Raw genomic sequence first — 12,417 nt, 5'->3', positions numbered from 1 at the left:
ACCGGCGGGTTCGGCGTCGCTACCGGCGGGGCCGGCGGCACCGGAGGCAAGGCCGGGCTGTTCGGCGACGGCGGTGGCGGCGGCGACGGCGGGCAGGGCTTCGGGACCGGCGGTGCCGGTGGGACCGGCGGCAACGCCGTGCTCATCGGCAACGGCGGTAACGGCGGTGAGGGCGGGACCGGCGCCCCGCCCGGCACCGGTGGCACCCCCGGCGCGGGGGGGCTGCTATTCGGTTTGGACGGGTTGACCTAGCCCGGCGGGCCGCGGCCGCGCGGCCCAGACCTTGTACTTGGATCGTGCGCGCTCGATCGACCCTGATGTGCGCAGCTTGTGCTGACGACGGATCGGATGCAACAAACGGCTGGCAGTGTTCGACCAAGGGGATCCACAGGCACCGCCGTCGCAAACGCCCAGTCGCAAACACCGGAGCCGTCTGGTGCGCTTTGACCAGATGCCGAAATGTCCGTCGGGTCGAGGTGAGCGGGCTGCGTTAATCAATTCGATCGGTGAAAAGCCGGAGAAGTTGCTCCGTTCGTCCTACCGTTTTGTGGTGGGGGTCTGTCTGGAAGGACGGGTCCGATGAATTTTGCCGTGTTGCCGCCGGAGATCAACTCGTTGCGGATGTTTGGGGGTGCGGGTTCGGCGCCGATGTTGGCGGCGGCGACGGGTTGGGCGGGGTTGGCTGACGAGTTGGGGGCGGCGGCGTCGGCGTTTGGGTCGGTGACCTCGGGGTTGGTGGGTCAGGCGTGGCAGGGGCCGGCGGCGTCGGCGATGGCGGCCGCGGCGGGTCCGTACGCGGGGTTCTTGAGCGCGGCGGCGGCGCAGGCGGCGGGGGCAGCGGCGCAGGCTCAGGCGGTGGTGGGTGCGTTTGAGGCGGCGAAGGCGGCGACGATTCATCCGCTGTTGGTGGCGGCCAATCGGAGTGCGTTTGTGCGGTTGGTGTTGTCGAATTGGTTGGGTTTGAACGCGCCGGCGATTGCGGCTGCTGAGGCCACATATGAGGAGATGTGGGCCGCCGATGTGGCGGCGATGGTGGGCTATCACGGTGGGGCCTCGGCCGCAGCGGCAGCGCTGCCGCCCTGGCTGCAGTGGTTGCAGACGCTGCCCAACCTCGGCATTGGGAATATCGGTAATGCGAATCTGGGTAGCGGAAACACCGGCAAACTCAACTTGGGCAGCGGGAACAAGGGTGACCTCAACGTCGGTGGCGGAAATATCGGTGATCAAAACCTGGGTGGCGGTAATAACGGTGGCCTCAACGTGGGTGGCGGTAACATTGGCAACTCGAATATCGGCAGCGGTAACGGCAGGATCGGTTTTCCGGCCAGTGGGAATGTCGGCAACGGGAACCTAGGGAACTCGAATTTGGGGAGCGGGAACACCGGCAACTTCAATGTCGGGTTCGGAAACACCGGCAACCAGAACGTCGGTGCCGGAAATAGCGGCGCCGTGAACACCGGCGCCGGGAATACCGGCAACAGTAACTGGGGTTTCGGCAATAACGGCAGTGGGAACATCGGTTTTGGGAACACCGGTAACAATAACATCGGGTTCGGATTGGCCGGTAATAATCAGTTCGGTATCGGTGGGTTGAACTCGGGTAGCAATAATATCGGCTTGTTCAATTCGGGGAACGGTAATGTCGGCTTCTTCAACTCCGGGAACGGAAACTTCGGCATCGGCAACTCGAACGACGCAAACGCGGGCATCGGCAACTCGGGCGCCATGCTGGGGGGCTTCCCAGCAGGCCATAACACCGGGTTTGGCAATTCTGGTGGCCTGAACACCGGCTACGGCAACGCCGGCCTGCTGAATACCGGCGCGGAGAATGGTGGCGTGGCGAATTTCGGCTTGTGGAACGGGGGGCAGTTGAACGCCGGCATATTCAACTCGGGACAACTCAACACCGGCAACTTCAATACGGGTTCGCTCAACACCGGAGACTTCAACTCGGGCGCAGTCAACACGGGCTGGGCGAACTCAGGGGACATCAACACCGGCGCCTTCAACGGGGGCTCGCTCAATACCGGCTTCGGCGCTGTGGGCATCGGACCGGGCCCGAACTCGGGCTTCGGCAATACCGGCTTTACCCACTCGGGTTTCTTCAACTCGGGTAGCATCAGCTCGGGCTTCCAGAACGCGGGCATGCAGGTCTCAGGATTCCTCAATACGGCCACTGCGCAGGGCGCGGCGGGAATTGGTAACGGGGGTCAATCCGAAGCAGGTATTGCAAACTCGGGCACCATTAACGTCGGACTCTTCCACACAGGTGCAAGGGTCTCAGGCGCCTTCAATAAAGGATTCCAGCAGTCGGGCTTCGGAAATTGATGTCGCTAACGAGGCAAGCCGATTGACATCGTTGATTCGGCACCCGGGCAGGTTGCAGGTACGTCCATCGCATCCGGCGGGCGCTGACAACACCCCCTAGTCATTGCTATTCCTTGCTATTCGGCGACGCCTACTAGCAAGTGCGACTCCGGCAGCGCCCGTCGTCGGGCATCAACGCGGCCGGCGACCAGCCGATTAAGCCACTGGCCACCCTCGCGGCCGCACAGTGGGGGCCCTCACCGTGGCGCCAGCGCAGCGGCCCGATGTTCGCCATTGACTGAAAATAGGAACACGTTCTAGCGTCGAGGTCGTGTCGTCTAGTCCCGTTTCTGGCCCGCTGACCGAGGCGATCGCCGAAGCCGAGAAGCTGGTGACGGCGGCACCGCACATCGAAACCGAAGCCGACCTGCTGGAGGGGCTGCAGTACCTGGCCGGCTGCGTCGCGGGATGCATGCATCTGGCCTTCGACAATGAACGTGACCATCCGTTCCTACAGTCGGGCACCGGACCGTTCACCAAAATGGGGTTGGACAACCCCGACACCCTCTACTTCGGCACCCGCGTGCAGCCCGACCGCGACTACGTGGTCACCGGCCGGCGCGGGACCACCACCGACCTGAGCTTCCAGGTGCTCGGCGGCGAGTACACCGACGACAACGTGCCGGCCAGCCAGATCGCATTCGACGACCGTGAACTCGACATCGCCCCGGACGGCACCTTCCAGTGGCAGCTGCGCCCGACCAGTCCCGGCCAGCTGGTGATCCGCGAGGTGTACGGCGACTGGTCACAACAACGTGGCACGCTGGCCATCTCGCGGCTGGACACCGCCGGCACCGCGCCACCGCCACTGAGCCGTCAGACCATCGAAAAACGTTATGCGGCAGCGGGAAAGCAACTGTTGAACCGGGTTAAGACCTGGCTGCAATTCCCGCAGTGGTTTTATCTGAACATCCCGGTCAACACCATGGTGCCGCCCCGGCTGACACCGGGGGGCCTGGCCACCCAATACTCGTCGGCCGGTCACTTCGAACTACGGCCGGACCAAGCCCTGGTGATCACCGTGCCGGTGAGCGATGCCCCGTACCTGGGTTTCCAGCTGGGCAGCATGTGGTACATCTCGCTGGACTACATCAACCACCAGACCTCGTTGAACAACAGTCAGGCCCAAGCGGATCCGGACGGCAAGGTGCGCATCGTGGTCGCCGACCAGAATCCCGGCGTGACCAACTGGGTGGAAACGCTCGGCCATCGACGCGGCTTCCTGCAGTTCCGTTGGCAGCGGGTGTCACGGCAGCTCACCGAGGCCGACGGGCCGACGGTCGAAGTGGTGGACTTCGGCGCGATACCGGCCGCGTTGCCGTATCTGGAACACAACAAGGTTTCCGAAGACGACTGGCGCAAGCGAATCGCCCTGCGCCAGCAGCAAATTGCGGCCAGGATGCTGGGGTGACGATGACCGGGATGCTCGAGGGAAAGATCGTCGTCATCAGTGGTGTCGGGCCGGGACTCGGGACCACGCTGGCGCACCGATGCGCGGGCGAGGGGGCCGACCTGGTACTGGCGGCCCGCAGCGCCGACCGCCTCGATGACGTCGCCAAACAGGTTGTCGACAGCGGCCGGCAAGCCATTGCGGTGCGCACCGACATCACCGATGACGACCAAGTCAACAACCTCGTCGACGCCACTCTGGAGGCATACGGCAAGGTCAACGTGCTGATCAACAACGCGTTCCGCGTACCGTCGATGAAGCCGTTGGCGGAAACCAGTTTCGAGCACATCCGCGACGCCATCGAGCTCAGCGCGCTCGGTGCGCTGCGGCTGACCCAGGGCTTCACCCGCGCGCTCGCCGAGACCCACGGCTGCATCGTCAACGTCAACTCTATGGTGTTGCGGCACTCCCAGCCCAAATACGGGGCCTACAAGATGGCCAAGTCAGCGCTGCTCGCGATGTCGCACTCACTGGCCACCGAACTCGGGCCGAAAGGTATTCGCGTCAATTCCGTTGCCCCCGGCTATATCTGGGGTGACACCCTGAAAGGCTACTTCGAACACCAAGCCGGCAAATACGGCACCACGGTGGAACAGATATACCAGGCCACCGCCGCCCACTCCGATCTGCGGCGACTGCCGACCGAGGACGAGGTGGCATCGGCGATTCTCTTCTTGGCCAGCGACCTGTCCAGCGGCATCACCGGACAGACCTTGGACGTCAACTGCGGGGAGTACCACAGCTGATGGGCGATCGCACCGATGTCGGAACCGTCGAGGAACTGCACGCCTCGGCCACGAAGTTGGTCGGGCTCGACGATTTTGGTTCCGACGAGGACAACTACCGCGAGGCTTTGGGCGTGCTGCTGGACTCCTACCGGCGCGACGCCGGCCTTACGGTGTTGGGCAGCAAGATGAATCGCTTCTTTTTGCGGGGCGCGCTGGTGGCCAGATTGCTGTCCGAGGCCGCGTGGAAGCAGCACCCGCAGTACGCCGACGTTCCCATCGAGCGGCCGATCTTCGTCACCGGGCTGGTGCGCACCGGCACTACCGCGTTGCATCGGCTGCTGGGCGCCGACCCGGCCCACCAGGGTCTGCACATGTGGCTGGCCGAGTTCCCGCAGCCACGGCCGCCCCGCGACAGCTGGGAGTCAAACCCGTTGTACCGACAGCTCGACGACCAGTTCACCCGACACCACAAAGAAAATCCCGGGTATACCGGCCTACATTTCATGGCCGCCTACGAACTGGAGGAATGCTGGCAGCTGCTGCGGCAGTCGCTGCATTCGGTGTCCTACGAGACGTTGGCGCATTTGCCGGGCTACGCCTCGTGGCTGTCGCGGCAGGACTGGACGCCGGCATATCGGCGGCACCGCCGCAACCTTCAGCTGATCGGACTCAACGACGTCGAAAAGCGTTGGGTGCTCAAGAATCCCAGCCATCTGTTCGCGCTCGACGCATTGATGGCCAGCTATCCCGACGCGCTGGTGATACAGACTCACCGGCCGGTGGAGACGATCATGGCGTCGATGTGCTCGTTGGCACAACACACTTCTGAGGGGTGGTCGACGGTGTTCGTCGGTCCGCGGATCGGCGCCGACGCAATGGACACCTGGTCGCGCGGGCTGGAGCGGTTCAATACCGCTCGGGCGCAGTATGATCCGGCCCAGTTCTACGATGTCGACTACCGCGACCTGATTGCCGACCCGCTGGGGACGGTGGCCGCCATTTACCGGCATTTCGGGTTGACGCTGACCGATGAGGCCCGACAAGCGATGGCGAAGATTCATGCCGAGAGTCAGACCGGCGAGCGAGCGCCCAAGCACAGTTACTCGCTGGCTGACTACGGTCTGACGGCTGAAGCGGTCAAGGAGCGGTTCGCAGGGCTGTGATTCGGTGATCGTGGCTATGCGTTGAAGTCTTGATCAGGGAGTCCGCAGGACGTGATCGCGGTGTCGCGGAATGCAGCGGCCGATGGCGGCAAGTATCTGTTAGTCATCCATCCGACCGCGATAGGGCGGACCAGTTTCTTGTCGTCGACGGCGATCTCAACGATGTCCGGCGGTGGTGTGGCGGCCTTGGGTAGCACACCGACACCCAACCGCGCTCCGATGAGCCCGCGCAGGGTGGTGATGTCGGTCCCCTCAAAGGCGATGGTGGGTGTTACGTCATGACGCGCGCAAGCGTCGTCGAAAATCCTGCGTAACGTGTGGTTGCGGTCCAGGGCCACAAACGGCTGCCCCGCCAGCTCTTCAAAGCCGATGAGCTCGCGGTGTGCCAGCGGATGCGCGCGATCGACGACGGCATAGAGCTGTTGGGTAAACAGCTTGTGCCACTTGACCCCGGGGGACTCGTCGAAGGTCATGGGGTAGCTCAGGCAGATATCGATGACCCCGGTGGTCAGATCATTGACAAGCGCGGGGCCGGCGCATTGGCGCAGTTCGAATCGCGCCGCCGGATAGTGATCGTGATGGCGGCGGATCAGCCTGGGTACGGTGGCCACACCCAGTGATACGAGGAATCCCAGGGCCACGGTGCCGGCATCGACGCCGGCGAGTTGGCGTACGCCGGCCACGGCCGTCTCGAGGCTGCGTTGCGAAGCGAGGCTGGTCCGCAGGAATGCTTGGCCGAACCGGTTGAGCTCGTTGGCCCGCCCGCGCCGGGTGAACAGTTCGACCCCGATTTCGTGTTCGAGCATGGCGATGGCGCGGCTGACCGCAGATTGTGACACCGCCAGCTTTTCCGCGGCATCGCGCAGCGTGCCGACCTCGGCGACCGTCTGGAAGTAACGCAGCTGGTAGAGCTCCACAACTAGGCATGGTACTTGCGCAATGGACAAGAATTAGCTCGAACGTTCCAACAAACGTTGAGTACGTGCGTCATGTCGGTCGGCATCCCGCTTCGAGCACGGCGAGCCAGGCGCGGATTTCGCTGCTGTGCTCGCCCAACTTTGGCGCCCTGGTTCGATACGTCACCGGTGTGGCGGATAGGGCTATTGGGCTAGCCACCTGCCGGCCGAAACGGCGGTCGCCGTCGGCGGTGGTGCGGATGGGTTGCAATCCGAGTCGTTCGGCGTATACGAAAGCTTGGGCAATGTTGTTGACCGTGCCGGCGGGGACTCCGGCCTGGTTGAGGGCCGCCGTCCAATGGTGGGCCGAGTGTGGCGCCAGCGCACGCGTCACAATCGTGCGTAGCGCTGAACGGTTGTGCACCCGAAGCTCGTTCGTGCGAAAGCGATTATCGCGTGCCATCTGAGGTATGCCCAGGACGTCGCAGAGTTGACCGAACTGCTTGTCGTTGCCCACCGCCAGAACGAGTGTCCCGGCACCGCTCGGGTAGGTGTCGTACGGGGCGATGCTGGCGTGGCCGTTACCCAGTGCGCGTGGAATCGCTTGAGCCAGAACATAACTGGCTGACTGATTCGCCATGCCGGACAGCAGTGCCGACATCAGGTTGATTTCGACGAGCTGGCCAATACCAGATCGGTCGCGCTCGCGTAGCGCCGCCAGGATCCCGACCGTGGCGAACAGTCCGGCCAGCACATCAACGACTGCCAGGCCGACCTTGGTCGGGTTGTCGGAATCAGTACCGGTAACACTCATCAGCCCGCCCAACGCCTGAACCAACAAGTCGTAGCCGGCGAGTTGGCGTCCCGCGGCAGCTCCGAACGCCGAGATGCTGCAATACACCAGTGCAGGGTTGGCCGGGCGAATCGTGGCCTCATCCAAGCCAAAGCGCGCCATGGTGCCGGGCCGGAAATTTTCCACCAGCACATCGGCACGCTCGGCCAGCGTTCTAGCCACCCGGAGGTCGTCGGCGTCACGCAAGTCGAGCACGATGCTGCGCTTATTGCGATTGACGCCGAGGTAGTACGTGCTCTCCTTGTCCACGAATGGCGGCCCCCACGACCGAGTTTCGTCACCACCCGGACGTTCCACCTTCACCACCTCCGCGCCGAGGTCGCCAAGCGTCATCGTGCAATACGGACCGGCGAGCACCCGGGAGAAGTCGGCCACCAACAGTGACGAAAGTGGTTGTGGCGCGGTCTCAGTCAGCATCGGCGCCCCAAAATGTTCCCGGCCGGCGTGGCGTCGTCATGGTCGGTCTCCTGTTCTTGTCTCTTGGAAGGAAACGCTAGGGAAGCCGCTATACTGCGTCTAGTAGAATGTTATGCACTAAAGCTTGCTTTATGCGCAAGTATCTTCCCGCACGCCACGCTTTGGTAATCCGCAACGGTGTGTTCGGAACCTTCTGCTAGATGTCATGTCGGGGGCGAATTAGCGTGTTGGTGTGACCGGGCTCACTTTGATCAGGCTGGCCGGTAAGAGTGATGACGTCGCCATTCGTGCATGTGGCGACTGAGGTCGTGGCAGCCGCGGCTGCCGATCTGGCGGCGATCGGTTCGACGATCGTCGACGCTCACGCGGCCGCAGCGACATCGACAACCGTCATGTTGACCGCGGCCGGTGACGAGGTGTCGATCGCCGTCGCCGCATTGTTGGGCGGCTACGCGCAGGAATTCCACGCTGTTAGCGCATGGGCGACAGTGTCCTATGGACAATTCGTCGAGACACTCAGCGTCGCTGCGCAGGCCTATGCCGGTGCGGAGGTCCGCAACGCGGCATTGTCGCAACAACCGCCCAACGCGATCAATGCCGTCACCCAAGCTTTACTGGGTCGTCGGCTGATTGGCGATGGCGCCGCAGGAGCCCCCGGGACCGGCGCCGACGGCGGACCCGGCGGACTGTTGTACGGCAATGGCGGCGCGGGCGGGTCGGGGGCGGCTGGGCAAAAAGGCGGCGACGGTGGGGCTGCGGGCATGGTCGGAGCCGGCGGGGCGGGCGGCGCCGGAGGCTCCTCGCCGGCGGGCAACGGCGGCGGTGGCGGTGCGGGCGGGTCGGGCTGGCTGTTCGGCAGGGGCGGTGCGGGCGGTGGGGGCGGCAGCGGTCAGGTCGACGGCGGTGCCGGTGGGCCAGGGGGTTCGGGAGGGCTGTTCGGCGCGGGTGGAGCCGGCGGTCTTGGCGGACTCGGCGTGACCGGCGTCGGGGGAGCCGGCGGCGCGGGCGGAGCCACCCCGCTTGTCGGAACCGGTGGCGCGGGCGCTGCCGGCGGCCTCGGCGTAGCCGGCAACGGTGGGTCCGGAGGTTCCGGCGGCAATGGTGGCGTGCTCGTCGGCGCCGGTGGCGACGCCGGCGACGGTGGAGCTGGTCGCGTTGCGGGTGGGCCCGGAGGCCGCGGAGGGGACGCCGGTCTGCTCTATGGCCACGGTGGAGCCGGCGGCACCGGCGGTACCGGTGGCACCGACGGCGGTGGGGGCGGTGCCGGCGGACGCGCGGGTCTGCTCTTCGGAGCGGGCGGCGCCGGCGGCGGCGGTGGTGCGGGCCACCTCGAAGGCGGGACGAGTGGCGCCAACGGTGGGCTAGGCGGGGCCGGCGGGCAGGCGGGCCTGGTCTACGGCGCCGGCGGGGCCGGCGGTGCCGGTGGTGTCGGGCATATCAACGGCGGGGCAGGCGGCGCCGGCGGAAATGCCGGACTGCTGATCGGCGCGGGTGGGGCCGGGGGTCCCGGCGGGGCCAGCGGCACCAGCGGTGGGGCCGGCGGGGCCGGCGGTAACGCGGCCATGCTGTGCGGCATTGGTGGCGACGGCGGCGCCGGCGGGTCGGGCGGGTTGGCGGCTACGGGAGCCGGGGGCGCCGGCGGGGCCGGCGGACGGGCCGGTCTGGTTGGCCGCGGCGGCGGCGGTGGGGCCGGGGGAGAGGCAGCCTCGGGTTTCGGGGGCGGTGGCGGCGACGGCGGCAATGCCTGGTTGATCGGTGATGGCGGTGATGGCGGTTTTGGCGGACTCGGAACGGTCGCGGGCGGCATCGGGGGCACCGGTGGCACCGGCGGAGCTTGGTTCGGCCTGCGCGGTGCGAACCGGTCGGGATAGCCGGAGGCGGCCAAGCGCGGCACGGCTATGGCAGCCGGAAGTTATGAAAGAATCCCGAAAGCTCGATCCCCAAATTCGCGATGCCCGAAACGAAGGCTTGTGTCGCCGGATTCGCCGTGCTGGTGTTGTATATGCCGGAGATGGTGTTGCCGACGTTCAGTAAGCCCGATTGCAGGCTGCCGGAGTTGAGTAAGCCCGAGGTTTCCGTACCGCCGTCGTTCCATATGCCCGACAGATTGGTTCCGGCGTTCCTCCAGCCCGATAGACCCGCGATCCCGTCGTTGAACAAGCCCGAGGAACTCCCGGCGCCGGCGTTGAAGAAGCCCGATGACGGGGCATCTGTCGAATTGAAAAATCCAGGGCTCTGCTGGAAATCGAAGCCGATCGTAATCGGACCCACGGTGCCGGCGCCGGGATAATCGAGAATCTGATTGATCACATAGTCAATTCGTGTGGCCGGCTGAACCGTGCTTTGCTCGATGTCCCACGGCCCGATGGCGCTGTTATAGAGGTTTGTGACGATCGGCCCAACCGGGGTTTGTTGTACCGCATTGACAACGATGGGGATCGCGTAAATATGAAATTTCTCCTGGACAATTTCACCGATGGTCCCGGTGATTGGTATTAGGACATCGCTATGAATGTCGTAGCGATATGGGATTTCGGGGATTGTCATTGTGTAGGAGACGCCGATGAGGCCTTGGTGGTCGCCCCGCCATAAGAAGCCGTTGCTGTAGTTGCCGGAATTGAAAGCTCCGGTGTTGATATCACCGGTATTGGCTATTCCGGTATTGTAGTTGCCACCGTTGAAGTAGCCCGTGTTGAAGCTACCCGAGTTGAAGTCGCCCGTATTGTGATCGCCCGGGTTGAAACTGCCCGTGTTCGCCTGACCTGCGTTGTACAGGCCGGTGTTGGCGGCGCCGGTGTTGGCGAGTCCGGTGTTGACGGCGCCGGAATTGAAGAATCCGGTGTTGGTGGTGCCGGCGTTGGCGATTCCGGTGTTGTAGCTGCCGGAGTTGGCGATGCCGAAGTTGCCGGTGCCGGAGTTGAAGAAGCCGACGTTGTTGGTGCCGGAGTTGAACAGGCCGATGTTGCCGGTGCCGGTGTTCGCGTCGCCGAAGCCGATTTGATGGTCACCGGTCAGGCCGATGCCGATGTTGCCGGTGCCGGTGTTGCCGAAGCCGATGTTGGCGTCGCCGACGTTGGCCAGGCCGAGGTTGTGGTTGCCGGTGTTGGCCAGTCCGAGGTTGTGGCTGCCGGCGTTGGCGAGCCCCAGGTTGAGGCTGCCGATGTTGGCGCTGCCCAGGTTGAGGCTGCCGATGTTGGCGCTGCCCAGGTTGAGGCTGCCGATGTTGGCGCTGCCCCCGTTGAAGCTGCCGGCATTACCACTGCCCAGGTTGAGGTCGCCGGTGTTGACGCTGCCCAGGTTGAGTGCGCCGAGGTTTTCCAGGCCGATATTGAACGTCGTGCTGTTGGCGCCGTCTCGCAACAATCCCGCGAGGTCGGTGCCGGCGTTGCGGAAACCCGAGATGGTGGCCGAGTCGGAGAAGTCCAGCGGGCTCACGTTCCCCCAACCCGAAATACCGTTGCCCAGATTGGTCAGGCCCGACTGCAGCGACCCGACGTTGTTGAAGCCCGAATTTCCGAGGATTCCATCAGAAATGTTGCGTAGGCCCGAATTGTTGGCGCCGATGTTGAAAAAGCCCGACGAGCTGCCGGTGCCGCTGTTGAAGAAGCCCGACGACGGCGGGCCGGAGAAGTTAAAGAACCCTGGTGTTGCCGGAATATCGACGAGCGGCATCTGGATGGGCCCCAGCCCGGCGGTTCCGCCGATGTCGATCACCGTCGAACCATCGGGGTTACCGATGTTGAGGTTTATGGCGGGATTGGCGATATCCAGCACGATCGGGGAAAAGGCGATGGGTCCGATCCAGCCCTCGATGTCACCGCCGAGGCCGTCGTTCATTCCACTGAAGGGGACTGGGTCAATGCCGAAAGGTGCGATGTTGATGGGGGTGATGGACGCGGTGATAGGGATGTTGATGGGGATCTTGACGTCGAGGGCTGCGGGTATTTCGGGGATTGTGATGGTGTAGGTGGCGCCGAGGAGGCCGTGGGAGTCGGCTCGCCAGAGGATGCCGTTGTTCATGTTGCCGGTGTTGAAGGCGCCGGTGTTGGTGTTGCCGGGGTTGGCGATGCCGGTGTTGGTGGTGCCGGTGTTGTAGGCGCCGGTGTTGGTGTTGCCGGGGTTGGCGATGCCGGTGTTGGTGGTGCCGCTGTTGTAGAAACCGGTGTTGGCGGTGCCGGTGTTACCCCACCCGGTGTTGAGTGCGCCGGTGTTGAGCACACCGGTGTTGGTGGTGCCGGTGTTGGCGATTCCGGTGTTGGTGGCGCCGGAGTTGGCGATGCCGAAGTTGCCGGCGCCGGAGTTGAACAGGCCGATGTTGTTGGTGCCGGAGTTGAACAGGCCGATGTTGCCGGTGCCGGTGTTGAGGGCGCCGAAGCCGATCTGGTGATCACCGGTCAGGCCGATGCCGATGTTGCCGGTGCCGGTGTTGGCCACGCCGATGTTGTCATCACCGAAGTTACCCAGGCCCAGGTTGTGGCTGCCGGTGTTGGCCAGTCCGATATTGGCAAGACCGGCGCTTAGGTGTGGGCCGGTGTTGGCGAAG

Annotated in this window: 9 protein-coding genes; 6 read left to right on the top strand and 3 right to left on the bottom strand. The window is 64.5% G+C overall.

Features of this window, described 5'->3' with window-relative positions; genetic code table 11:
• From B4U45_RS11110 to B4U45_RS11090, 5 genes are all read left to right on the top strand, one after another.
• The coding region (locus tag B4U45_RS11110) for a hypothetical protein (protein WP_219859400.1) at positions 1–252 on the top strand (252 nt) is incomplete at its 5' end.
• 327 nt (positions 253–579) lie between these two features.
• The gene (locus B4U45_RS11105) at positions 580–2,328 is read left to right on the top strand and encodes a PPE family protein (protein WP_083044220.1); all 1,749 of its coding nucleotides are present in this window, start codon (positions 580–582) and stop codon (positions 2,326–2,328) included.
• Positions 2,329–2,638: 310 nt separating this feature from the next.
• Positions 2,639–3,778 (top strand): hypothetical protein, encoded by a 1,140-nt coding sequence (locus B4U45_RS11100; protein ID WP_075549908.1) that lies wholly within the window; start codon positions 2,639–2,641, stop codon positions 3,776–3,778.
• A 2-nt stretch (positions 3,779–3,780) separates the two neighbouring features.
• Entirely contained in the window at positions 3,781–4,563 is a 783-nt protein-coding gene (locus B4U45_RS11095) for an SDR family oxidoreductase (RefSeq protein ID WP_075549907.1), read from the top strand.
• Positions 4,563–5,708, top strand: coding sequence for a sulfotransferase family protein (locus tag B4U45_RS11090; protein ID WP_075549906.1), 1,146 nt, complete (start codon positions 4,563–4,565; stop codon positions 5,706–5,708). The genes B4U45_RS11095 and B4U45_RS11090 overlap by 1 nt, the downstream gene beginning before the upstream one ends.
• A gap of 14 nt (positions 5,709–5,722) precedes the next feature.
• Here B4U45_RS11090 and B4U45_RS11085 read toward each other — a convergent pair whose 3' ends face one another.
• Both B4U45_RS11085 and B4U45_RS11080 read right to left on the bottom strand, forming a co-directional pair.
• Positions 5,723–6,625: a LysR family transcriptional regulator gene (locus tag B4U45_RS11085; RefSeq protein WP_075549905.1), complete on the bottom strand. Its 903-nt coding sequence runs from the start codon at positions 6,623–6,625 to the stop codon at positions 5,723–5,725.
• Positions 6,626–6,695: 70 nt separating this feature from the next.
• Positions 6,696–7,874 carry a CaiB/BaiF CoA transferase family protein gene (locus B4U45_RS11080; RefSeq protein WP_075549904.1) on the bottom strand — a complete coding sequence of 393 codons (1,179 nt, stop codon included), beginning with the start codon at positions 7,872–7,874 and terminating at the stop codon, positions 6,696–6,698.
• 272 nt (positions 7,875–8,146) lie between these two features.
• On the opposite strand from B4U45_RS11080, the gene B4U45_RS11075 reads away from it, so the two are divergent.
• A complete protein-coding gene (locus B4U45_RS11075; RefSeq protein ID WP_219859399.1) occupies positions 8,147–9,745 on the top strand; it encodes a PE family protein in 1,599 nt (532 codons plus the stop codon).
• A 25-nt stretch (positions 9,746–9,770) separates the two neighbouring features.
• On the opposite strand, the gene B4U45_RS11070 is transcribed toward B4U45_RS11075, so the two are convergent.
• Positions 9,771–12,417 (bottom strand): beta strand repeat-containing protein (locus B4U45_RS11070; protein ID WP_423734688.1); only part of this gene is annotated, 2,647 nt, incomplete at its 5' end.

This window comes from Mycobacterium persicum (genome assembly GCF_002086915.1).
Classification (GTDB): domain Bacteria; phylum Actinomycetota; class Actinomycetes; order Mycobacteriales; family Mycobacteriaceae; genus Mycobacterium; species Mycobacterium persicum.
Note: the sequence above shows the minus strand (reverse complement) of the source record. Positions and strands in the feature narration are given on the sequence as shown.